Origin of the sequence: Phytohabitans houttuyneae, assembly GCF_011764425.1 — a bacterium.
Classification (GTDB): Bacteria; Actinomycetota; Actinomycetes; order Mycobacteriales; family Micromonosporaceae; genus Phytohabitans; species Phytohabitans houttuyneae.
On the sequence record NZ_BLPF01000001.1, the window covers coordinates 3,424,747 to 3,446,251 of the forward strand.

The window sequence follows — 21,505 nt, forward strand, 5'->3', positions numbered from 1 at the left end:
GGCGCCCTGTCACTGTCTTTTGCCGTCAGTCCTTGACCTCGTCCTTGGCGCCCGGCGCGTCAGCGTCGGAGGCCTCGGGCGTGGTGTCGGTCTCGGCGTCGTCGACCTTCGAGGCCGGCGTCGGCTCGTCGTCGTCCGGCGCGAGGGCCTCGACCTTGTCCCGCTGGGCCGTGGCCTTGCGGGCGGTCTTCTTCGCGGCCTTGGCAGCCTTGGCCGGCGGCTCCGCGACCACCAGCTCCTCGACCAGCTCGATGATCGCCATCGGCGCGGCGTCACCCTTGCGCGGACCGGTCTTCACGATCCGGGTGTAGCCGCCGGGCCGGTTGGCGAACCGCGGCGCGATCTGGTCGAACAGCTCGAAGACCACGTCCTTGTCCTTGACCACGGTCAGCACGCGGCGCCGCGAGTGCAGGTCACCGCGCTTGGCCTTGGTGATCAGCTGCTCGGCGAGCGGCCGCAGCCGCCGGGCCTTGGTCTCGGTGGTGGTGATCTTTCCGTGCCGGAACAGCGACGTGGCCAGGTTGGCCAGCATCAACCGCTCGTGCGCGGGGCTACCGCCGAGGCGGGCGCCCTTCGTGGGCGTGGGCATCGTCTGGTGCTCCTCGTTGATGGCGGCAGCTGGTTAGAGCTGCTCGGTCTCGCGGTAGTCGTCGGAGTCGTAGTCCACCTCGCCGAAGGAGTCCACGACGTGCGCCGGGTCGAAGTTCGGGGCCGAGTCCTTAAGCCCCAGACCCATCCCGGCGAGCTTCATCTTGACCTCGTCGATGGACTTCTGACCGAAGTTCCTTATATCGAGGAGATCCGCCTCCGTGCGGCCGATCAGCTCGCCGACGGTGTTGATGCCCTCGCGCTTGAGGCAGTTGTACGAGCGGACGGTCAGGTCGAGCTCCTCGATCGGCAGCGCCAGGTCGGCAGCGAGCTGCGCGTCCTGCGGCGACGGGCCGATGTCGATGCCCTCGGCGGTCTCGTCCAGCTCACGGGCCAGGCCGAAGAGCTCGACCAGGGTGGAGCCGGCAGAGGCCAGCGCGGTGCGCGGGCCGATCGACGCCTTGGTCTCGACGTCGATGATCAGGCGGTCGAAGTCGGTGCGCTGCTCGACACGGGTCGCCTCGACGCGGTAAGTGACCTTGAGCACCGGCGAGTAGATCGAGTCGACCGGGATGCGCCCGATCTCGGCGCCGGCCTGCTTGTTTTGCGCGGCGGTGACGTAGCCGCGACCCCGCTCGACGGTCAGCTCCATGTCGAGCCGGCCCTTGCCGTTGAGGGTGGCGAGCTTGAGGTCCGCGTTGTGCACGGACACGCCGGCCGGCGGCTGGATGTCACCGGCGGTGACGTCGCCCGGGCCCTGCTTGCGCAGGTACATGCTGACCGGCTCGTCGTGCTCGGAGCTGACGCACAGCTCCTTGACGTTCATGACCAGCTCGACCACGTCCTCCTTGACACCGGGGATCGTGGTGAACTCGTGCAGCACGCCGTCGACCTTGATGGACGTCACGGCCGCGCCCGGGATGGACGACAGCAGCGTACGCCGGAGGGAGTTGCCGAGCGTGTAGCCGAAGCCCGGCTCGAGCGGCTCGATGGTGAACCGCGAACGGGTCTCGCTGATCGACTCCTCGGAGAGGGTCGGCCGCTGGGTGATGAGCACTGTGTTTCTTCCTTCTGTCGGGGCTGCCCGCTATATGACAGCCACCTTGGTCTTGCTTTTGATCTGACGCCGGTGGTGCCCGATCCGGCCTCGTTGGCAAGGCGCACGTCGGCGCCGTGTGCGTTCCTTGCACACAAGCCGGCGCGCAACGCCGCCAGCGAGGCCGGAGCGGGTACCTACTTGCTGTAGAGCTCGACGATCAGTTGCTCCTGGACCTGGGTGTCGATGACCTGCCGGGCCGGGAGGGTGTGCACGAGGATCTTCATCTGGCTGGGGATCGCCTCCAGCCACGCCGGGACCGTCTTGGAGCCGGCCTGGGCCTGGGCCACGATGAAGGGGGTCATCTCCTTCGACTTGCCCCGGACCTCGACGATGTCGTGCTCCTTGACGCGGAACGACGGGATGTCGACCTTCTTCCCGTTGACCAGGAAGTGGCCGTGCTTGACGAGCTGGCGGGCCATGTCGCGGGACATGGCGTAGCCGGCCCGGTATACGACGTTGTCGAGCCGCGACTCCAGGATCTGGAGCAGCACCTCACCGGTCTTGCCCGGCTTGTGCACGGCCTCGTCGTAGTAGCCACGGAACTGCTTTTCCAGCACGCCGTACACCCGGCGGGCCTTCTGCTTCTCGCGGAGCTGGAGCAGGTACTCCCCTCCTTGGTGCGGCCGCGGCCGTGCTGCCCGGGCGGGAACGGCCGGGACTCGAACGGGCACTTCGGACCGTCGCACTTGCTGCCCTTGAGGAACAGCTTCATCTTCTCCCGCCGGCAACGGCGGCAGTCAGCACCGGTGTAACGAGCCATCTCTCTTCGATCTCCCTCAGACCCGGCGACGCTTCGGCGGACGGCACCCGTTGTGCGGCTGCGGCGTGACGTCGGCGATCTGGCCGACCTCGAGGCCGACGGCCTGCAGCGAACGGATGGCGGTCTCCCGGCCGGAGCCCGGACCCTTGACGAACACATCGACCTTGCGCATGCCGTGCTCCATCGCGCGACGGGCGGCCGCCTCGGCGGCCAGCTGCGCGGCGAACGGAGTCGACTTGCGGGAGCCCTTGAAGCCCACCTGACCGGCGGACGCCCAGGAGATCACCGCACCGGTCGGGTCCGTGATCGAGACGATGGTGTTGTTGAAGGTGCTCTTGATGTGCGCCTGCCCGTGGGCGACGTTCTTGCGTTCCTTGCGCCGGACCTTCTTGACTGCGGCCCCGGCGCGAGCCTTCGGTGGCATATGTGTGTGCGCTCCTAATTACTTCTTGCCGGGCTTCTTCTTGCCGGCGACGGTCCGCTTCGGACCCTTCCGAGTGCGTGCGTTGGTGCGGGTCCGCTGCCCGCGGACCGGAAGCCCACGGCGGTGGCGGATGCCGGCGTAGCAGCCGATCTCGACCTTGCGGCGGATGTCTGCGGCAACCTCGCGGCGCAGGTCACCTTCGACCTTGAAATTGGCCTCGATGTAGTCACGGAGCTGAACGAGCTCTTCGTCCGTGAGGTCCTTGGCGCGCTTGTCGGGGCTGATGCCGGTCGCGGAGAGCGCCTCGATGGCGCGGGTCCGACCGACCCCGAAGATGTAGGTGAGCGCGATCTCCATCCGCTTTTCGCGGGGGAGGTCCACGCCGACTAGACGTGCCATGTGCGGGCGTACTCCTCGTGGTGTCTCGCGGAGGTCTGTGCCCGACCCACCCCGCCTGCCCTGGCGGGCCCCGGCCTCCGACCGGGGGTCAGCCACGAGTCACGCCGATGATCGGCGAATTCCGCGGCTGGGTCGAGCGTCTTCTGTTGGGGGTGCGTCAGCCCTGGCGCTGCTTGTGGCGCGGGTCACTGCAGATGACCATGACCCGGCCGTGCCGGCGGATCACCCGGCACTTGTTGCAGATCCTCTTGACGCTCGGCTTGACCTTCACGGTTGGCCTTTTCTGATGGTCGGCTCGACGGTCACTTGTAGCGGTAGACGATGCGCCCGCGGGTCAGGTCGTACGGCGAAAGCTCGACGACGACCCTGTCCTCGGGCAGGATGCGGATGTAGTGCTGCCGCATCTTGCCACTGATGTGGGCCAGTACCTTGTGGCCGTTGGCAAGCTCTACCCGAAACATCGCATTCGGGAGTGGCTCGATGACCCGGCCCTCGATCTCGATGGCCCCGTCCTTCTTGGGCATGTCCTCCGCTGTCCTGACGTCGGGTTCTTCGGACAGGCTCGCACCGTCTTACACGAGTGAAGGAATCCACCCGCGCCAGCCGCGGCTCCGATCACCCACCGAAGCGCGTGGTGGGCATGCCGGAGTGGACGCTGCGCGCCAGCTAGCCAGTGTACGCCGCTTCATGTATTGACAGCAAACCGAGCCACCCGCGCTCAGTAGCGGTCGCGGCGCCGGCGCTCCTGCCTGCGCACCTGCTTGTCGGCCCAGCGCTGCGGCTCGCCCCGGCTCAGCCCGCCGATGGTCGCGAACAGCAGCACCGCACCCCAGGGACCGGCCACCCACATCGGCCAGAAGTACACCAGGTCGGAGGTGGAAAGGCTCACCAGGAGCCAGATCACCACGTTGATCCCGACGGCCGCGGCCCAGGTGCCCCAGAGCGCGACGAGCCAGCGCGGGACGGTGCCGGGCTGGGCGGGGGGCACGGGTGGCGGCATCGGCGAAACCGGCGGGGTCGGCGCCAGCTGGGAGCGGCTCACCGGCGCGACGCCGGGCAGGTCGGTGAGGAGGCGGTCGAGGTCGGCGTACGTCTTCGACCGGTAGGCCTCGGCCACCCGCTCGTCGAACTCGTGAAGCTCCAGCCGCCCCTCGTTCAGCGCCGTGCGCAGGCGCTCGACGACGGTCTCCCGGTCGGCGTCGGCCGCGCGCATCTGGTCCCGCTGCTCCATGCCTACGAGCATCCCACTCGGCCCTATACACCGGCTATGCCAGCGTCCCTGGCTCGACCCTGAGAAGCCGTGTGAAGGCCCCTACGCGGGCGCCGGCTCGCGGGCGGTCACGAGGCCACCCAGGCGCTCGCGGCCGCCGTCCGGGGCGGTGAGCACCCACACGCCGTCGTCCAGCAGCGCCATCGAGTGCTCCACGTGGGCGGCGATCGAGCCGTCGCGGGTCACCACGGTCCAGCCGTCGTCGAGCTCCTCCGTCTTGGGCGAGCCGATAGTGATCATCGGCTCGATGGCGAGCGCCAGCCCCGGCACCAGCCTCGGCCCACGTCCGGGCCGGCCGTGGTTGAGCACGTGCGGGTCCTGGTGCATCTCGGTGCCGATACCGTGGCCGCCGTAGCCGTCGACGATGCCGTACCGGCCGCCGGAGCGCCGCACGGCGGCCTCCACGGCGAACGAGATGTCGGTGAGCCGCCCGCGCCCCGACGCGGCACCCCGCGCGGCCGCGGCGATGCCGGCCCACATCGCGTCCTCGGCGACCTCGGCCATGCGCAGCAGCTCGGGGCGCACCTCACCGACCGGCACCGTGATCGCCGCGTCGCCGTGCCAGCCGTCGAGCACCGCGCCGCAGTCGATCGAGATGAGGTCGCCCTCGCGGAGCACCTGCTTCGGCGAGGGGATGGCGTGCACGATCTGCTCGTTGACCGAGGAGCAGATCGACGCCGGATAGCCGTGATAGCCCTTGAACGACGGCACCGCCCCGGCGTCCCGGATCACCGACTCGGCCAGGCTGTCGAGGTCGGCTGTGGTGACTCCGGGAGCGACCGCCTCGCGCATGCGGGCCAGCGCTGCGGCCACGACAAGGCCGGCGGCCCGCATCTTTTCGATCTGCGCGGGAGTCTTGAGCTGGATCAGCTGGTGGCGCGGCATCCTTCGAGGCTAACTGCAATCCCGGCCGGCGCTGGGCCAGGGCCGAGGAGTGAAAACATCAGCCGCCGTACGAGCGGAGCGCGTCGATCGCCCGGACGGTGACGTCCTCGACCGGGCCGGTGGCGTCGATGCCCACGAGCTTGTTCTGCGCGCCGTAGTAGTCGACCAGCGGCGCGGTCTTCTCCGCGTACTCCTCCAGGCGCTTGGCGATGGTCTCCGCCTTGTCGTCGTCGCGCTGGAAGAGCTGCCCGCCGCACCGGTCGCAGATGCCCTCGCGGGAGGTCGGGTCGAACTCGACGTGCCAGATCTTGCCGCAGCCCCGGCAGGTGCGCCGGCCGGACAGGCGCCGGATCACCTCGTCGTCGTCGACCACGAGCTCCATGACGAGGTCGAGCGCGGTGCCGAGGTCAGCGAGCAGCTTGTCGAGCGCGTTGGCCTGCGGCACCGTGCGGGGAAAACCGTCGAGCAGGAAGCCGTCGGCCGCGTCCGGCTCGGCGAGCCGCTCGCGCACCATGTTGATGGTCACCTCGTCGGGGACGAGCTGACCGGCGTCCATGTATCGCCGGGCCTCCACACCCAATGGCGTGCCCTGGGAGACGTTGGCGCGGAAGATGTCCCCAGTCGAAATCTTTGGCACAGCCAGGTGGGCGGCGATGAACTCGGCCTGGGTCCCCTTACCCGCCCCTGGAGGACCGACCAGTACGAGGCGCATCTACCGCAGGAACCCTTCGTAGTTCCGCTGCATCAGTTGGCTCTCGATCTGCTTCACGGTCTCCAGACCCACGCCGACCATGATGAGCACGGCGGTGCCACCGAACGGGAAGTTCTGGTACTGGCTGCTGTCCAGCCAGATGAAGAAGAAGTTCGGCAGGATCGAGATCAGGCCCAGGTACATGGCGCCGGGAAGGGTGATCCGGCTGAGGATGAAGTCCAGGTACTCGGCCGTGGGCTTGCCCGGACGGATACCCGGGACGAAGCCGCCGTACTTCTTCATGTTCTCCGCGACCTCGGTCGGGTTGAACGTGATCGACACGTAGAAGTACGTGAAGAAGATGATCAGGAAGAAGTAGACGACGATGTACACCCAGTCGGCCGGGTTGGCCAGGTGGTTCTGCACCCACGCCTCGAAGGAGTTGAGGTCGTTGGGGTCGCCGAACTGGAGAGCCAGCTGCGGCAGGTAGAGCAGCGACGACGCGAAGATGACCGGGATGACACCCGCCTGGTTGACCTTGAGCGGGATGTAGGTCGACGTGCCGCCGTACATACGGCGACCGATCATGCGCTTCGCGTACTGCACCGGGATACGGCGCTGCGCCTGCTCGATGAAGACAACCGCGGTGATGACCACGAGAACGAGCGCGAGAACGAGGAAGAACTTGCCCCAGCCCTGGCTCTCCTTGATCGTCCAGCCCTCGGAGGGAAGCCGGGCGGCGATCGAGGTGAAGATCAGGACGGACATGCCGTTGCCGACGCCGCGGTCGGTGATCAGCTCACCGAGCCACATCACCACGCCGGTGCCGGCGGTCATCGTGACCACGAGCGCGACAAGAGTGATCCACATGGGCATCCCCGTGCCCTCGGGGATCAGCGGCCACTGGTCGCACTGGTTGTTGAACAGCTGTCCGGATCGGGCCAGCGCCACGAACGCCGATGCCTGCAGCACCGCCAGACCGAGGGTCAGGTACCGGGTGTACTGCGTGATCTTCGCCTGGCCGGCCTGGCCCTCCTTGCGCAGCTGCTCCAGGCGCGGGATCACCACGGTGAGCAGCTGGAGGATGATCGACGCCGTGATGTACGGCATGATGCCGAGCGCGAAAACCGACAGCGAGAGAAGCGCACCGCCGGAGAAGAGGTTGAGCAGCGTGAAGACGCCGGGCGTGCCCTCCTCCATCGCCTCGATGCATCGCTGCGCGTTGCCATACGACACGCCGGGGCTGGGCAGTGTCGCACCCAGCCGGTAGATCGCCACGATGCCTATCGTGAACAGCAGCTTCTTGCGCAGATCAGGCGTGCGGAACGCACTGAGAAACGCGGAGAGCAACGTCTTCCTCCTGCGCGAGGCGGCCGCCGGATCGTGGCGGACGGGTTGGGCGTCGGGCGGTCACCCGACATCCATACTGGCAACGGACTCTAACAGTACGGTGTGAGTTCGGGCAGATGCGCCCGGGGACATACACGCTTCACTATATTGCCGGCGCGAACCCCGATGTACAACTGGGACGAAACGCCAGATAGTAGACGTGGCGCCCGTCAGTCGCGAAGGCAACTGGCGGGCGCCACGGCTTGTGCCTAGAGCTCGGTGACCGAGCCACCGGCGGCAGTGATCTTCTCCTTGGCCGACGCGCTGAAAGCGTGCGCCGACACCTGGAGCTTCACGCCACCCAGGTCGCCAGTGCCGAGCACCTTCACCAGCTGGCCCTTGCGGACCGCACCGGCGTTGGCCAGCTCGATGGGACCGACCTCGCCCCCGTTGGGGAAGAGCTCGGCCAGCCGCTCCAGGTTGACCACCTGGAAGACGACCTTGAACCGGTTTTTGAAGCCCTTGAGCTTCGGCAGGCGCATGTGGATGGGCATCTGCCCGCCCTCGAACGCCGGCGAGATGTTCTTGCGGGCCTTGGAGCCCTTGGTACCGCGACCGGCGGTCTTGCCCTTGGAGCCCTCACCGCGACCCACGCGGGTCTTCTCGGTCTTGGCGCCGGGAGCCGGCCGGAGGTGGTGGACCTTGATCGTCATTACTCGACCTCCTCGACCTTCACCAGGTGGTTGACGGCGAAGATCATGCCCCGAATCTCGGGACGGTCCTCCTTGACCACCACGTCCCTGATCCGCTTCAGCCCGAGCGAGCGCAGCGAGTTCCGCTGGTTGCTCTTCGCGCCGATCTCGGACCGGATCTGGGTGACCTTCAGGCGTGCCATTACGCGGTCACCCCCGCCCGAGCCGCCAGCATGGCGGCGGGAGCGACGTCCTCGACCGGCAGGCCGCGGCGCGCCGCGACGGCCTCGGGAGCCTCAAGGCTCCGCAGTGCCGCGACGGTGGCGTGCACGATGTTGATCGGGTTGGAGGACCCGAGGCTCTTGGAGAGCACGTCGTGAATGCCCGCGCACTCCAGCACCGCGCGCACCGGGCCGCCGGCGATGACGCCGGTACCGGCCGAGGCCGGCTTGAGCAGGACGACGCCCGCGGCGTCCTCTCCCTGCACGGGGTGCGGGATGGTGGCGGCGATGCGCGGCACCTTGAAGAAGTGCTTCTTGGCCTCCTCGACGCCCTTGGCAATCGCCGCGGGCACCTCCTTGGCCTTGCCGTAGCCGACACCGACGGTCCCGTCGCCATCGCCCACCACGACAAGCGCGGTGAAGCTGAAGCGACGGCCGCCCTTGACGACCTTGGCAACGCGGTTGATCGTGACTACGCGCTCGAGATGGGGGGTCTTCTCGACCGGCGCGTTGCCTTCACCGCGGCCGCGACCGCGGCCTTCGCGACGGCCGCCACCCTCGTTGCCACCGGACCCGCCGCCCCGGCGCTGCTGACCTGGCATTGGTCTTTCCTTCCTAGAACTCGAGTCCGGCTTCGCGGGCGGCCGTCGCCAGGGCGGCGAGCCGCCCGGCGTACTTGTTGCCACCGCGGTCGAAGACGACCTTGGAGATACCCGCAGCCTTCGCGCGGTCGGCGAGCAGGGCGCCCACCTTGCCGGCGAGAGCGCTCTTGTCGCCCTCGCCACCCCGGATCGCCGAGTCCAGGGTCGACGCTGACACCAGCGTGTGGCCCTTGTTGTCGTCGACGATCTGGGCGGTGATGTGCCGCAGCGAGCGAGTGACCACCAGGCGCGGACGCTCGGCGGAGCCGAAGACGTTCTTCCGGACCCGGAAGTGCCTGCGCGCCCGCCCGACGGCGCGCTTCGCGGCCACGCCGCGGCGGCGCTTGAGCAGAGTCGCGCTCACTTCTTACCTGCCTTTCCTGCCTTGCGGCGGATGACCTCGCCCTGGTACTTGATGCCCTTGCCCTTGTAGGGCTCCGGCGGGCGGATCTTCCGGATGTTGGCGGCGATCTCGCCGACCTGCTGCTTGTCGATCCCGGCGATGTGGAACAGCGTCGGGCGCTCGACCGTGAAGGTGATGCCCTCCGGCGCCGGCACCAGCACCGGGTGCGAGAACCCGAGCGCGAACTCCAGGTCCTTGCCCTTGGCGGTGACGCGGTAGCCGGTACCGCTGATCTCCAGGCTCTTCCGATATCCCTCGGTGACGCCGACGATCATGTTGGCGACCAGCGTGCGGGACAGGCCGTGGAGCTCCTTGGCCCGGCGCTCGTCGTTGGGCCGGTTGACGTGCAGCTCACCGTCGTCGCCCCGCTCGGCCGTGATCGGCTCGACGAGGGTGTGCGACAGCTCGCCCTTCGGGCCCTTGACCCGCACGGTGCGGCCGCTGATGGTGACGTCGACACCCGACGGAACGGGGATCGACTTACGTCCGATTCGCGACATTTCTACCTGTCTCCCGTTACCAGACGAAGGCGAGGACTTCCCCGCCCACGCTCCGCTTGCGGGCCTGCCGGTCGGTGAGCAGCCCCTGGGACGTCGAAATGATCGCGACGCCGAGGCCGCCGAGCACCCGCGGGAGCTCGTCGGACTTGGCGTAAACCCGCAGACCGGGCTTGGACACACGCTTGATGCCGGCGAGGCTGCGCTCGCGGCTGGTGCCGTACTTCAGCTCGACGATCAGTCGCTTGCCGACGGCGCCTTCTTCGGGCTCCTCGACCACCCAGGAAGCGATGTAACCCTCGGCCTTGAGGACCTCGGCGATGTTCGCCTTGATCTTCGAGTAGGGCATCGTCACCCGGTCGTGGTACGCCTGGTTGGCGTTGCGCAGACGCGTCAGCATGTCTGCGATCGGGTCGGTCATCGTCATCGGTTCAGATCAGCCTTTCTCGCCGGGGTTCCCGGAGCGCCGCCCGCGGGCCTACGGCGAAGAGAGTTGGTTACCAAGAAGCCTTGGACACGCCGGGGAGCTCACCGCGGTGGGCCATCTCCCGGATGCAGACGCGGCAGAGACCGAACTTGCGGTACACCGCCTTCGGCCGCCCGCACCGCTGGCAGCGGGTGTACGCGCGCACCGAGAACTTTGGCTTCTTGGCGGCCTTGAGGATCAGGGCCTTCTTCGCCATGTTGTCAGTTCTCCTTGAACGGGAAGCCCAGGAGCTTCAGCAGCACCCGGCCCTCGTCATCGGTCTTCGCGGTGGTGACCACCGTGATGTCCATGCCCCGGACCCGATCGATCCGGTCCTGGTCGATCTCGTGGAACACCGACTGCTCGGTGAGACCGAACGTGTAGTTGCCGTTGCCGTCGAGCTTGCGCGCGTCGAGGCCACGGAAGTCACGGATACGCGGCAGCGCGATCGACAGCAGCCGGTCCAGGAACTCCCACATCCGGTCGCCGCGAAGCGTGACCTTGGCACCGATCGGCATGCCCTCGCGGAGCTTGAACTGCGCGATCGACTTGGTCGCGCGGCGCACCAGCGGCTTCTGCCCGGTGATCGTGGCGAGGTCGCGGACCGCGCCGTCGATCAGCTTGGCGTCGCGGGCTGCCTCGCCGACACCCATGTTGACCACGATCTTCACGAGACCCGGCACCTGCATCGGGTTGGCGTAGTTGAACTGGTCCTTCAGCTTCGCCACGATCTCGCTGCGGTACCGCTCCTTGAGGCGCGGCGTGATCTTGGTTTCGGTGGGGGCAGTCATCACAGGTCCTTACCGTTGCGACGCGAGACGCGGACCTTCTGGCCGTTGTCGTCGACGCGGTAGCCGACGCGGGCCGGCTTGCCGTCAGAGTCGACGACCATCACGTTGGAGACGTGGATCGCCGCCTCCTGAGTGACGATGCCGCCGGTCTTGGCGCCACGCTGGGTCGTGCGAATGCGAGTGTGCTTCTTGACGCGGTTGACGCCCTCGACGATGACCTTGTCCTCCCGCGGCAGGGCCTGAATGACCTTGCCCCGGGCGCCCTTGTCCTTGCCGGCGATGACCTCGACCGTGTCGCCCTTCTTAACCTTCACGGTTAGAGCACCTCCGGTGCGAGCGAAATGATCTTCATGAACCGCTTGTCCCGCAGCTCGCGGCCCACCGGGCCGAAGATGCGGGTGCCACGCGGGTCACCGCCGTCCTTGATGATCACAGCGGCGTTCTCGTCAAAGCGGATGTACGACCCGTCCGGGCGCCGCTTCTCCTTCGCGGTGCGGACGACGACCGCCTTGACGACGTCGCCCTTCTTGACACCCGCGCCCGGGATCGCGTCCTTGACCGTGGCCACGATGACGTCGCCGATACCGGCGTAGCGCCGACCCGAGCCACCGAGCACACGGATGCACAGGATCTCCCGGGCACCCGTGTTGTCGGCGACGCGCAGTCGCGACTCCTGCTGAATCACGTCTATCTCCTATGTCTGCCAGTTCTCCGGCGGGTCGGCCGCCGGAGCTTGGCGGAACGGTCGGCTCTACTACTTGGCCTTCTCGAGGATCTCCACGACCCGCCAGCGCTTGGTGGCGGACAGCGGGCGGGTCTCCATCAGCAGCACCCGGTCGCCGACGCCGCACGCGTTCTGCTCGTCGTGCACCTTCAGCTTGCTGGTGCGCCGCAGCACCTTGCCGTAAAGCGGGTGCTTGACGCGGTCCTCGACCTCGACAACGACGGTCTTGTCCATCTTGTCGCTGACGACCAGGCCCTCGCGGACCTTGCGCCGGGCCCGAGGCGCGGCGGCGGTCTCCGCCGCGGCGGTGTTCTCACTCATGACGCAATCACCTCAGTCGGCGCGGCCGAGAGCCCCAGCTCGCGCTCACGCATGATCGTGTAAATCCTGGCGATCTCCTTGCGGATGACCTGCAGGCGCTTGTTGTTGTCCAGCTGGCCGGTCGCGCTCTGTACGCGGAGGTTGAACAGCTCCGCCTTGGCCTCCCGCAGCTTCGCGGTCAGCTCCTCGTCGGACTGCTCGCGCAGCTCGGCAGCCTTGGTGCCCGCTGCCATCAGACCTCACCCACTTCGCGCGTCACAATGCGGCATTTCATCGGGAGCTTGTGGATCGCGCGGCGCATGGCCTCCCGCGCGATCGTCTCGTTCGGGAATGACATCTCGAACAGGACACGCCCCGGCTTGATGTTGGCGACCCACCACTCGGGCGAGCCCTTGCCGGAACCCATCCGGGTTTCGGCCGGCTTCTTCGTCAGGGCCTGGTCCGGGAAGACCGTGATCCAGACCTTGCCGCCACGCTTGATGTGGCGGGTCATGGCGATACGAGCCGCCTCGATCTGCCGGTTGGTCACGTAGGCGGGCTCCAGTGCCTGGATACCAAACTCGCCGAAGACAACCCGGTTGCCGCCCTTGCTCGCCCCGGAACGGGACGGGTGGTGCGGCTTGCGGAAGCCCTTCGGGGGCTTACGCGGCATCAGCATTTGTCAGCCCTCCTGCTGCTCACTCGGGGCGGCGGTGGCGGCGGGTGCGGCCTCTACGGGAGCGGCTGCCGGCGGAGCGGACTGCTCAGCAGCGGCAGCGGCAGCGGCGCGGCCCGCCTCGGTGCCGCCGGCGGTCGTACCGGACGAGCCGGAACGGCCACGGCGCGGACGCTCGGGACGGTCGCCCCGGTCGCGGCGCGGGCGGGCGGGCCCGGTGTCGGCCGGGGTCTCGCGACCCGGCACGGCGTCACCCTTGTAGATCCACACCTTCACGCCGATGCGGCCGAAGGTGGTACGCGCCTCGAAGAAGCCGTACTCGATGTTGGCCCGCAGCGTGTGCAGCGGCACCCGACCCTCGCGGTAGAACTCCGTACGGCTCATCTCGGCGCCGCCCAGGCGGCCCGAGACCTGCACCCGGATGCCCCGCACGATCGGGTTCTTCATCGCGGACTGCATCGCCTTGCGCATCGCCCGGCGGAAGCTGACCCGGCTGGACAGCTGCTCGGCCACGCCCTGCGCGACGAGCTGCGCGTCCGACTCGGGGCTCTTCACCTCGAGGATGTTGAGCTGCACCTGCTTGCCGGTGAGCTTCTCAAGCTCGCCGCGGATGCGGTCGGCCTCCGCGCCCTTACGGCCGATGACAATGCCCGGCCGGGCGGTGTGGATGTCGACCCGCACCCGGTCGCGGGTGCGCTCGATGTCCACCTTGGAGATGCCGGCGCGCTCCAGGCCCTTGGACATCATCCGCCGGATCTTCACGTCCTCGGCGATGTAGTCCTTGTAGAGCTTGTCCGCGTACCAGCGGGACTTCCAGTCGGTGGAGATGCCGAGCCGGAACCCGTGCGGGTGAACCTTCTGACCCATTACTCGGTCCCTTCCTCGGCGGTGGTCTTCTCCGCCTTCGTCTCGGCAGGCTCGGTGGCCTTGGCCGGAGCCGCCTTCTTCGCCGGAGCCGCCTTCTTGGCCGCAGCCTTGCGCGGAGCCGCCGGCGCGACCGCCTCCACCGCCACGGTGATGTGGCAGGTGCGCTTGCGGATCCGGTACGCCCGGCCCTGCGCCCGCGGCTGGAACCGCTTGAGCGTGGGCCCTCGTCGACGAACGCCTCGCTGACGAGCAGCGCGTCGGGGTCCAGCCGCTCGTTGTTCTCGGCGTTCGCGATCGCGCTGGCCAGCACCTTGTACACCTGCTCGCTGGCCGCCTGCGGGGCGAACTTCAGCACCGTGAGCGCCTCCTGCGCGGGCAGACCGCGGACGAGGTTGACCACCCGGCGCGCCTTCGTCGGCGAGATGCGCACGTGACGCGCAACCGCCCGCGCGCCCGGAAGCGCCGGAGCGTCGCCTTTAACTGGCATCGCTGTAACCCCTTGATCCTTTATCCGTAGTCCTGCTGCTTTACCGGCGCCGGCTCTTGCGGTCGTCCTTCTCGTGACCCTTGAACGTGCGGGTCAGCGCGAACTCGCCGAGCTTGTGCCCGACCATCGCCTCGGTGATGAACACCGGGACGTGCTTGCGACCGTCGTGCACCGCGATCGTGTGCCCGAGCATCTCGGGGATGATCGTCGAACGCCGCGACCAGGTCTTGATGACGTTCTTGGAACCCTTGTCGTTCTGCGTCTCCACCTTCTTCACCAGGTGGTCGTCGACGAAGGGGCCCTTCTTGAGACTGCGTGGCATGTGGGATTAACCCCGCTTCCGGTTGGCGTAACGACGGCGAACGATCAGCCGGTCGCTCGGCAGACCCTTGCGGCGGGTGCGACCCTCCGGCTTGCCCTGGGGGTTGACCGGGTGACGACCACCGGAGGTCTTACCCTCACCACCACCGTGCGGGTGGTCGACCGGGTTCATCGCGACACCGCGGACGGTCGGGCGCTTGCCCTTCCACCGCATCCGGCCGGCCTTACCCCAGTTGATGTTGGACTGATCGGCGTTGCCGATCTCGCCGACGGTCGCGCGGCAGCGCACGTCGACGCGGCGGATCTCGCCCGACGGCATACGGAGCGTCGCGTAGGCGCCCTCACGGCCGAGCAGCTGGATGCCGACGCCGGCCGAGCGGGCCAGCTTGGCGCCGCCGCCCGGACGCAGCTCCACGCAGTGGATCTGGGTACCCACCGGGATGTTGCGCAGCGGCAGGTTGTTGCCCGGCTTGATGTCGGCACCCGGGCCGGACTCGACCCGGTCGCCCTGCTTCAGGTCCTTCGGCGCGACGATGTAGCGCTTCTCGCCGTCGGCGTAGTGCAGCAGCGCGATGCGCGCGGTGCGGTTGGGGTCGTACTCGATGTGCGCGACCTTCGCCGGAACGCCGTCCTTGTCGACCCGCTTGAAGTCGATCAGCCGGTACTGGCGCTTGTGCCCGCCACCCTGGTGCCGCGTAGTGATCTTTCCACTCGCGTTGCGGCCGCCCTTCTTGGGCAGCGGCACCAGCAGCGACTTCTCCGGCGTCGACCGGGTGATCTCAGCGAAGTCGGCGACGCTGGAGCCGCGGCGGCCCGGCGACGTCGGCTTGTACTTACGAATCGGCATGATTTAACAACCCCTCAGCTGACCGGGCCGCCGAAGGCCTCGATGCGGTCACCGTCAGCCAGCTTCACCAGCGCCCGCTTGGTGGCCTTGCGCTGCCCCCAGCCGGTGCGGGTGCGCTTGCGCTTGCCCTCGCGGTTGGCGGTGTTGACCGTCAGCACGCGGACGTTGAAGATCTGCTGGATAGCGATCTTGATCTGGGTCTTGTTGGCGTCCGGCCGGACCAGGAACGTGTACCAGTTCTGGTCCAGAACGCTGTAGCTCTTCTCGGACACGACCGGCGCGATGATGATGTCGCGCGGATCCGGGATGGTGGTCACTTGTCGGCCTCCGTCTCGTCCGCCGGCTTCTCGCCCAGGAACTCGGCGAGCGCGTCCTTGGTGAACACGACGTCGTCGGCGACCAGCACGTCGTACGTGTTGAGCTGGCCGGCCTCGATCAGGTGCACGCCCTCGCCGGCCAGGTTGCGCAGCGACAGCCAGTTGAGCTCGTCTTCAGCGCCGAGCACGACCAGCACGCGCGCCCGCTCGCTGGCGGTGCGCAGCGTCTTGAGCGCCGCCTTGGTCGACGGCGTCTCGCCGCTGACGAACGCCTCGACGACGTGCAGGCGACCCTCGCGGGCCCGGTCGGAGAGGGCGCCACGCAGGGCGGCGACCTTCATCTTCTTCGGGGTCCGCTGGCTGTAGTCGCGCGGGACCGGACCGTGCACCACGCCACCGCCGGTGAACTGCGGCGCGCGGATCGAGCCCTGGCGGGCGCGGCCCGTGCCCTTCTGCTTGTACGGCTTCTTGCCGCCACCGGCGACCTCACCGCGGGTCTTCGCCTTGTGCGTGCCCTGGCGGGCGGCCGCGAGCTGGGCCACCACGACCTGGTGCATCAGCGGGATGTTCGCCTGTACGTCGAACACCTCAGCGGGCAGGTCAACGGTGCCGGCCGTCGTGCCCTCGGGGGTCAGAACGCCAACCGTGGTCACTTCGCACCACCCTTCACCTTCGCCTTGGCCGCGGTGCGGACCAGCACGAGAGCGCCGGCCGGACCGGGGATCGCGCCCCTGACCAGCAGCAGGTTGTTTTCCGTGTCGATCGCCTGCACCGTGAGGTTTTGCACGGTGTAGCGCACGCCGCCCATGCGACCGGCCATCTTCACGCCCTTGAAGACGCGACCGGGGGTCGCGCAGGCGCCGATGGAACCGGGCGAGCGGTGCTTGCGCTCGACACCGTGGCTGGCGCGCAGGCCGTGGAAGCCGTGCCGCTTCATGACGCCGGCGAAGCCCTTGCCCTTGGTCTTGCCGGTGACGTCGATGACGGTGCCCGCCCCGAACGCCTCGACAGTGACCTCCTGGCCGAGCTCGTACTCACCCGCGTCGGTCGTGCGCAGCTCCACGATGTGGCGCCGCGGCGCCGTGCCGGCCTTCTCGAAGTGGCCGGTGCGCGGCTTGTTGACCTTGCGCGGGTCGACGGCGCCGAACGCCAGCTGCACCGCGGCGTACCCGTCCTTGTCGGACGTGCGCACCTGGGTCACGACGCACGGGCCGGCCTGCACCACGGTCACCGGGACAACCTTGTTGTTGTCCCAGACCTGGGTCATGCCGAGCTTGGCGCCCAGGATGCCCTTCACTTGCCTGTCCATGAGTTCGCAGTCCCTACAGCTTGATCTCGATGTCGACGCCAGCCGGCAGGTCGAGGCGCATGAGCGAGTCGACCGTCTTGGGGGTCGGGTCGATGATGTCGATCAGACGCTTGTGCGTGCGCATCTCGAAGTGCTCGCGCGAGTCCTTGTACTTGTGCGGCGACCGGATCACGCAGTAACGGTTGATCTCGGTCGGCAGCGGCACCGGGCCCGCGACCTGAGCACCGGTACGGGTCACCGTCTCCACGATCTTCCGAGCCGAGGAGTCGACGACCTCGTGGTCATAGGCCTTGAGCCGGATGCGGATCTTCTGTCCCGCCATGGTGGCTTCGTTTCCTTCTCTCGCGATGCCGCTGTGTTGCGGATGGCTGTCCATCCCTTGGCCGACCCCCGCGGTCGGGCGTGTCGCGCCTTCGGGCCAGACTCCGCCCCAAAAAGCTGGGGCCTAACCTGGTGGCTTGCGGGGGTCAAGGCACCGGGCGTGTCAACACACCCCGGCCACCCGCGAGGATGGCCGGCTGCTGTGCTTTGAACGGCAGCAGCCGGCCACCCCACGAAACGCAACCTGACTAGTATGCCGTACTACCGCACGGCAGGTCTAATCGGGGTTACTCAGCTCACTTGATGATCTTGGTGACCTGGCCCGCACCGACGGTGCGGCCACCCTCGCGGATGGCGAAGCGCAGGCCCTGCTCCATGGCGATCGGCTGGATCAGCTTGACCGACATGGCGGTGTTGTCGCCGGGCATGACCATCTCGGTGCCCTCGGGCAGCGTGACGACGCCGGTGACGTCCGTGGTGCGGAAGTAGAACTGCGGCCGGTAGTTCTGGAAGAACGGGGTGTGCCGGCCACCCTCCTCCTTGGAGAGGATGTAGACCTGACCCTCGAACTCCGTGTGCGGAGTCGTGGTGCCCGGCTTCACGACCACCATGCCGCGCTCGACGTCCTCGCGCTTGATGCCGCGGAGCAGCAGACCGACGTTCTCACCCGCGCGGGCCTCGTCGAGCAGCTTGCGGAACATCTCGATGCCCGTGCAAACCGTCTTGGTCGACTTCTCGCGGATGCCGACGATCTCGACTTCCTCGTTCGGCTTGAGCACGCCACGCTCGGCGCGACCGGTCACCACGGTGCCGCGACCGGTGATCGTGAAGACGTCCTCGATGGGCATGAGGAACGGCTTCTCGATCTCACGCTCGGGCTGCGGGATCGCGGTGTCGACCGCGTTCATCAGCTCCATGAGCTTGTCGGTCCACTCCGGGTCGCCCTCGAGCGCACGCAGCGCCGAGACGCGCACGACCGGCAGGTCGTCGCCCGGGTACTCCTGCGCCGAGAGCAGCTCGCGAACCTCGAGCTCGACGAGCTCGAGCAGCTCCTCGTCATCGACCATGTCGCTCTTGTTGAGCGCCACGACGATGTAGGGCACGCCAACCTGGCGGGCCAGGAGCACGTGCTCGCGGGTCTGCGGCATCGGACCGTCGGTCGCGGCGACCACCAGGATCGCGCCGTCCATCTGGGCGGCACCGGTGATCATGTTCTTGATGTAGTCGGCGTGACCAGGACAGTCGACGTGGGCGTAGTGCCGCGCCTCGGTCTGGTACTCGACGTGCGCGATCGAGATGGTGATACCGCGGGCCTTCTCCTCCGGCGCCTTGTCGATCTCGTCGAACGGCGTGTAGGGGTTCAGGTCGGGCATCTTGTCGTGCAGGACCTTGGTGATGGCCGCGGTCAGCGTCGTCTTACCGTGGTCGATATGACCAATGGTGCCGATGTTGACGTGCGGCTTAGTCCGCTCGAACTTCGCCTTCGCCACTGGTGTCCTCCTGTGGACTTCTTGGTTCGTACGCTTGGTCTTGCAACTGTGCGGCCATCAGGCCCGGTCTGGTGCGGTCCGACTACTCGCCGGTCGCCTTGGCGATGATCTCCTTGGCGACGTTCTGCGGCACCTCGGCGTATGAGTCGAACTGCATGCTGTAGCTCGCCCGGCCCTGGGTCTTCGACCGCAGGTCGCCGACATAGCCGAACATCTCCGACAAGGGGACCAGGGCGCGGACGACGCGGGCACCGCCGCGCTCCTCCATCGCCTGGATGATGCCCCGGCGGGAGTTGAGGTCGCCGATGACGTCACCCATGTTCTCCTCGGGAGTGGTGACCTCAACGGCCATCATCGGCTCGAGCAGCGCGGGGTCGGCCTTGCGAGCGGCCTCCTTGAGCACCATCGAGCCAGCGATCTTGAACGCCATCTCGGACGAGTCGACCTCGTGGTACTTCCCGTCCAGCAGCGTCAGCCTGACGCCGACCAGCGGGTAGCCGGCGAGGATGCCGTACTGCATGGCGTCCTGGGCACCGGCGTCGACCGAGGGGATGAACTCCTTCGGGATGCGACCACCGGTGACCGAGTTCTGGAACTCGTACGTCGGGGCGTCGTTGTCGAGCGGCAGTGGCTCGAGGCTGACGATCACGCTCGCGTACTGACCGGAGCCACCGGTCTGCTTCTTGTGCGTGTACTCGACCTTGTCCACCTTGCGGCGGATGGTCTCGCGGTACGCCACCTGCGGCTTGCCGATGTTGGCCTCGACGTTGAACTCCCGGCGCATGCGGTCGACCAGGATGTCGAGGTGCAGCTCGCCCATGCCCGAGATGACCGTCTGACCGGTCTCCTGGTCGTTGGCGACGCGGAAGGTCGGGTCCTCCTCGGCCAGGCGCTGGATCGCGGTGCCCAGCTTCTCCTGGTCGGCCTTCGTCTTCGGCTCGATGGCGACCTGGATCACCGGCTCCGGGAACGTCATCGACTCCAGGATCACCGGGTTGGCCGGGTCACACAGCGTGTCGCCGGTGGTGGTCTGCTTGAGACCCTGCACCGCGATGATGTCGCCGGCCTGCGCGGTCGCACGCTCTTCTCGCTTGTTCGCGTGCATCTGGTAGATCTTGCCGATGCGCTCCTTGCGGTCCTTGGTGGAGTTGATCACCTGGGAACCGGACTCGAGCTTGCCGGAGTAGACCCGCACGTACGTCAGCTTGCCGAGGTGCTTGTCCGTCTGGATCTTGAACGCCAGCGCGGAGAAGGGCTCGGACATCGAGGGCCGGCGCAGGAGCGGGGTCTCGCCGTCAGTCGCCGTGCCCTCGATCGCCGGGATGTCCAGCGGCGACGGCAGGAAGTCGATGACGGCGTCCAGCATGGGCTGGATGCCCTTGTTCTTGAACGCGGAGCCACACAGCACCGGGTTGGCCTTGGAGGTGATGGTGGCGCGGCGGATGCCGGCCTTGATCTCGTCGGCCGAGATCTCCTCGCCCTCCAGGTACTTCTCCATCACGCTGTCGTCGACGTCGGCGAGCGTCTCGATGAGCTTCTCGCGCCACTCGGCGGCCTGGTCGGCGAGCTCGGCCGGGATCTCCTCGACCGCGTAGTCCTCGCCCTTCTGGGTCTCGCCGCGCCACGTGAGCGCGCGCATCCCGATCAGGTCGACGACGCCGATGTGGTTGCCCTCGAGGCCGATCGGGATCTGCAGCACCAGCGGGGTGGCGTTGAGCCGGTCGATCATCATCTGCACGCAGCGGAAGAAGTCGGCACCCGTGCGGTCGAGCTTGTTGACGAAGCACATCCGCGGAACGTTGTACTTGTCAGCCTGGCGCCAGACGTTCTCGGTCTGCGGCTCGACACCGGCCACACCGTCGTACACCGCGATCGCACCGTCGAGCACCCGCAGGTTGCGCTCCACCTCAACGGTGAAGTCGACGTGCCCCGGGGTGTCGATGATGTTGATGGGGTGGCCCTTCCACTCGACCTTTGTGGCGGCCGAGGTGATGGTGATGCCCCGCTCCTGCTCCTGCTCCATCCAGTCCATGACGGCGGCGCCCTCGTGGACCTCACCGATCTTGTACGTGATGCCGGTGTAGAACAGGATTCGTTCCGTCGTGGTCGTCTTACCGGCATCGATGTGCGCCATGATGCCGATGTTGCGTAGCTTGGCGAGCGCGTTGTCGGCGGCAGCCACGGTAATCCCTACTTCGTCGTCTCGTCGGGCGCTGGGGTCACCAGCGGTAGTGGGCGAAGGCCTTGTTGGACTCCGCCATCTTGTGCGTGTCCTCGCGCCGCTTCACCGAGGCGCCGAGGCCGTTGCTCGCGTCGAGCAGCTCGTTCTGCAGTCGCTCGATCATGGTCTTCTCGCGCCGGGCCTTCGAGTACTGCACCAGCCAGCGCAGGCCCAGGGTGGTCGCCCGGGTCGGGCGAACCTCAACCGGCACCTGGTACGTCGCGCCACCGACACGGCGGCTGCGGACCTCGAGGGTCGGCTTCACGTTGTCCATCGCGCGCTTGAGGGTCACGACCGGATCGGTGCCGGTCTTCTCCCGGCAGCCCTCCAGGGCGCCGTACACAACGCGCTCGGCGAGCTGGCGCTTGCCGCGCATCAGGATCTTGTTGACCAGCTGCGTGACCAGCGGCGAGTTGTACACCGGGTCAGCGACAAGCGGCCGGCGCGGCGCGGGGCCCTTACGCGGCAT

At 67.7% G+C, this 21,505-nt stretch carries 34 protein-coding genes and 2 pseudogenes; all 36 read right to left on the reverse strand.

What is annotated here, in order from left to right:
• Positions 1 to 25: 25 nt before the first annotated feature.
• The 36 genes and pseudogenes from rplQ to rpsG all read right to left on the reverse strand — a co-directional run bounded on the left by rplQ (position 26) and on the right by rpsG (position 21,505).
• Positions 26 to 589: a 50S ribosomal protein L17 gene (gene rplQ, locus Phou_RS15170; RefSeq protein WP_173056639.1), complete on the reverse strand. Its 564-nt coding sequence runs from the start codon at positions 587 to 589 to the stop codon at positions 26 to 28.
• Positions 590 to 622: 33 nt separating this feature from the next.
• Entirely contained in the window at positions 623 to 1,645 is a 1,023-nt protein-coding gene (locus Phou_RS15175; RefSeq protein ID WP_173056640.1) for a DNA-directed RNA polymerase subunit alpha, read from the reverse strand.
• 176 nt (positions 1,646 to 1,821) lie between these two features.
• Positions 1,822 to 2,447, reverse strand: a pseudogene (gene rpsD, locus Phou_RS15180) (30S ribosomal protein S4).
• 16 nt (positions 2,448 to 2,463) lie between these two features.
• Positions 2,464 to 2,871, reverse strand: a complete 408-nt coding sequence (rpsK, locus tag Phou_RS15185) for a 30S ribosomal protein S11 (RefSeq protein WP_030329919.1) — start codon at positions 2,869 to 2,871, stop codon at positions 2,464 to 2,466.
• Between the two features lie 18 nt (positions 2,872 to 2,889).
• Positions 2,890 to 3,270 carry a 30S ribosomal protein S13 gene (gene rpsM, locus Phou_RS15190; protein WP_173056641.1) on the reverse strand — a complete coding sequence of 127 codons (381 nt, stop codon included), beginning with the start codon at positions 3,268 to 3,270 and terminating at the stop codon, positions 2,890 to 2,892.
• 157 nt (positions 3,271 to 3,427) lie between these two features.
• Positions 3,428 to 3,541, reverse strand: a complete 114-nt coding sequence (gene rpmJ / locus Phou_RS15195) for a 50S ribosomal protein L36 (RefSeq protein WP_043965539.1) — start codon at positions 3,539 to 3,541, stop codon at positions 3,428 to 3,430.
• Positions 3,542 to 3,572: 31 nt separating this feature from the next.
• Complete coding sequence (gene infA / locus Phou_RS15200; RefSeq protein WP_007073013.1) at positions 3,573 to 3,794, reverse strand: translation initiation factor IF-1; 222 nt, start codon at positions 3,792 to 3,794, stop codon at positions 3,573 to 3,575.
• A 194-nt stretch (positions 3,795 to 3,988) separates the two neighbouring features.
• Entirely contained in the window at positions 3,989 to 4,501 is a 513-nt protein-coding gene (locus Phou_RS15205) for a DUF1707 SHOCT-like domain-containing protein (RefSeq protein ID WP_246273568.1), read from the reverse strand.
• Positions 4,502 to 4,582: 81 nt separating this feature from the next.
• Positions 4,583 to 5,425, reverse strand: a complete 843-nt coding sequence (gene map, locus Phou_RS15210) for a type I methionyl aminopeptidase (protein WP_173056642.1) — start codon at positions 5,423 to 5,425, stop codon at positions 4,583 to 4,585.
• 58 nt (positions 5,426 to 5,483) lie between these two features.
• Positions 5,484 to 6,137 carry an adenylate kinase gene (locus Phou_RS15215; protein ID WP_173056643.1) on the reverse strand — a complete coding sequence of 218 codons (654 nt, stop codon included), beginning with the start codon at positions 6,135 to 6,137 and terminating at the stop codon, positions 5,484 to 5,486.
• Positions 6,138 to 7,466, reverse strand: coding sequence for a preprotein translocase subunit SecY (secY, locus tag Phou_RS15220; RefSeq protein WP_173056644.1), 1,329 nt, complete (start codon positions 7,464 to 7,466; stop codon positions 6,138 to 6,140). It abuts the gene before it with no gap.
• Positions 7,467 to 7,714: 248 nt separating this feature from the next.
• Positions 7,715 to 8,158, reverse strand: a complete 444-nt coding sequence (gene rplO / locus Phou_RS15225) for a 50S ribosomal protein L15 (protein ID WP_173056645.1) — start codon at positions 8,156 to 8,158, stop codon at positions 7,715 to 7,717.
• Positions 8,158 to 8,340: a 50S ribosomal protein L30 gene (gene rpmD / locus Phou_RS15230; protein WP_173056646.1), complete on the reverse strand. Its 183-nt coding sequence runs from the start codon at positions 8,338 to 8,340 to the stop codon at positions 8,158 to 8,160. Before rpmD ends, rplO begins: the two co-directional genes overlap by 1 nt.
• The gene (rpsE, locus tag Phou_RS15235) at positions 8,340 to 8,960 is read right to left on the reverse strand and encodes a 30S ribosomal protein S5 (RefSeq protein ID WP_173056647.1); all 621 of its coding nucleotides are present in this window, start codon (positions 8,958 to 8,960) and stop codon (positions 8,340 to 8,342) included. Before rpsE ends, rpmD begins: the two co-directional genes overlap by 1 nt.
• A 13-nt stretch (positions 8,961 to 8,973) precedes the next feature.
• A complete protein-coding gene (gene rplR / locus Phou_RS15240; RefSeq protein WP_173056648.1) occupies positions 8,974 to 9,363 on the reverse strand; it encodes a 50S ribosomal protein L18 in 390 nt (129 codons plus the stop codon).
• A complete protein-coding gene (gene rplF, locus Phou_RS15245; protein WP_173056649.1) occupies positions 9,360 to 9,902 on the reverse strand; it encodes a 50S ribosomal protein L6 in 543 nt (180 codons plus the stop codon). Before rplF ends, rplR begins: the two co-directional genes overlap by 4 nt.
• A gap of 16 nt (positions 9,903 to 9,918) precedes the next feature.
• Positions 9,919 to 10,326, reverse strand: coding sequence for a 30S ribosomal protein S8 (rpsH, locus tag Phou_RS15250; protein WP_173056650.1), 408 nt, complete (start codon positions 10,324 to 10,326; stop codon positions 9,919 to 9,921).
• Positions 10,327 to 10,396: 70 nt separating this feature from the next.
• A complete protein-coding gene (locus Phou_RS15255; RefSeq protein ID WP_173041252.1) occupies positions 10,397 to 10,582 on the reverse strand; it encodes a type Z 30S ribosomal protein S14 in 186 nt (61 codons plus the stop codon).
• 4 nt (positions 10,583 to 10,586) lie between these two features.
• A complete protein-coding gene (gene rplE / locus Phou_RS15260; protein ID WP_173056651.1) occupies positions 10,587 to 11,156 on the reverse strand; it encodes a 50S ribosomal protein L5 in 570 nt (189 codons plus the stop codon).
• Positions 11,156 to 11,470, reverse strand: a complete 315-nt coding sequence (gene rplX, locus Phou_RS15265; protein ID WP_173056652.1) for a 50S ribosomal protein L24 — start codon at positions 11,468 to 11,470, stop codon at positions 11,156 to 11,158. The genes rplE and rplX overlap by 1 nt, the downstream gene beginning before the upstream one ends.
• Before the next feature lie 2 nt (positions 11,471 to 11,472).
• Positions 11,473 to 11,841: a 50S ribosomal protein L14 gene (gene rplN / locus Phou_RS15270; protein ID WP_089244879.1), complete on the reverse strand. Its 369-nt coding sequence runs from the start codon at positions 11,839 to 11,841 to the stop codon at positions 11,473 to 11,475.
• A 69-nt stretch (positions 11,842 to 11,910) separates the two neighbouring features.
• Complete coding sequence (gene rpsQ / locus Phou_RS15275; protein WP_173056653.1) at positions 11,911 to 12,201, reverse strand: 30S ribosomal protein S17; 291 nt, start codon at positions 12,199 to 12,201, stop codon at positions 11,911 to 11,913.
• Complete coding sequence (gene rpmC, locus Phou_RS15280; RefSeq protein WP_173056654.1) at positions 12,198 to 12,434, reverse strand: 50S ribosomal protein L29; 237 nt, start codon at positions 12,432 to 12,434, stop codon at positions 12,198 to 12,200. The genes rpsQ and rpmC overlap by 4 nt, the downstream gene beginning before the upstream one ends.
• The gene (gene rplP, locus Phou_RS15285; protein WP_173056655.1) at positions 12,434 to 12,859 is read right to left on the reverse strand and encodes a 50S ribosomal protein L16; all 426 of its coding nucleotides are present in this window, start codon (positions 12,857 to 12,859) and stop codon (positions 12,434 to 12,436) included. Before rplP ends, rpmC begins: the two co-directional genes overlap by 1 nt.
• A gap of 3 nt (positions 12,860 to 12,862) precedes the next feature.
• Positions 12,863 to 13,723 (reverse strand): 30S ribosomal protein S3, encoded by an 861-nt coding sequence (gene rpsC / locus Phou_RS15290; protein WP_173056656.1) that lies wholly within the window; start codon positions 13,721 to 13,723, stop codon positions 12,863 to 12,865.
• The gene (locus Phou_RS55480; RefSeq protein ID WP_371872197.1) at positions 13,723 to 13,863 is read right to left on the reverse strand and encodes a hypothetical protein; all 141 of its coding nucleotides are present in this window, start codon (positions 13,861 to 13,863) and stop codon (positions 13,723 to 13,725) included. Before Phou_RS55480 ends, rpsC begins: the two co-directional genes overlap by 1 nt.
• A 54-nt stretch (positions 13,864 to 13,917) precedes the next feature.
• Positions 13,918 to 14,210: pseudogene (rplV, locus tag Phou_RS55485) on the reverse strand (50S ribosomal protein L22); the annotation flags it as partial.
• Positions 14,211 to 14,250: 40 nt separating this feature from the next.
• Positions 14,251 to 14,532 (reverse strand): 30S ribosomal protein S19, encoded by a 282-nt coding sequence (rpsS, locus tag Phou_RS15300; protein WP_173041244.1) that lies wholly within the window; start codon positions 14,530 to 14,532, stop codon positions 14,251 to 14,253.
• Between the two features lie 6 nt (positions 14,533 to 14,538).
• Entirely contained in the window at positions 14,539 to 15,378 is an 840-nt protein-coding gene (gene rplB / locus Phou_RS15305; protein WP_173056657.1) for a 50S ribosomal protein L2, read from the reverse strand.
• Positions 15,379 to 15,392: 14 nt separating this feature from the next.
• The gene (gene rplW, locus Phou_RS15310) at positions 15,393 to 15,695 is read right to left on the reverse strand and encodes a 50S ribosomal protein L23 (RefSeq protein WP_173056658.1); all 303 of its coding nucleotides are present in this window, start codon (positions 15,693 to 15,695) and stop codon (positions 15,393 to 15,395) included.
• Positions 15,692 to 16,348: a 50S ribosomal protein L4 gene (rplD, locus tag Phou_RS15315; protein ID WP_173056659.1), complete on the reverse strand. Its 657-nt coding sequence runs from the start codon at positions 16,346 to 16,348 to the stop codon at positions 15,692 to 15,694. The genes rplW and rplD overlap by 4 nt, the downstream gene beginning before the upstream one ends.
• A complete protein-coding gene (rplC, locus tag Phou_RS15320; protein WP_173056660.1) occupies positions 16,345 to 17,004 on the reverse strand; it encodes a 50S ribosomal protein L3 in 660 nt (219 codons plus the stop codon). The genes rplD and rplC overlap by 4 nt, the downstream gene beginning before the upstream one ends.
• Before the next feature lie 13 nt (positions 17,005 to 17,017).
• The gene (rpsJ, locus tag Phou_RS15325) at positions 17,018 to 17,326 is read right to left on the reverse strand and encodes a 30S ribosomal protein S10 (protein ID WP_018347762.1); all 309 of its coding nucleotides are present in this window, start codon (positions 17,324 to 17,326) and stop codon (positions 17,018 to 17,020) included.
• A 295-nt stretch (positions 17,327 to 17,621) separates the two neighbouring features.
• Positions 17,622 to 18,815: an elongation factor Tu gene (gene tuf, locus Phou_RS15330; protein ID WP_173056661.1), complete on the reverse strand. Its 1,194-nt coding sequence runs from the start codon at positions 18,813 to 18,815 to the stop codon at positions 17,622 to 17,624.
• 82 nt (positions 18,816 to 18,897) lie between these two features.
• Positions 18,898 to 21,003 carry an elongation factor G gene (fusA, locus tag Phou_RS15335; protein ID WP_425571166.1) on the reverse strand — a complete coding sequence of 702 codons (2,106 nt, stop codon included), beginning with the start codon at positions 21,001 to 21,003 and terminating at the stop codon, positions 18,898 to 18,900.
• A gap of 31 nt (positions 21,004 to 21,034) precedes the next feature.
• The gene (gene rpsG / locus Phou_RS15340; RefSeq protein WP_173056663.1) at positions 21,035 to 21,505 is read right to left on the reverse strand and encodes a 30S ribosomal protein S7; all 471 of its coding nucleotides are present in this window, start codon (positions 21,503 to 21,505) and stop codon (positions 21,035 to 21,037) included.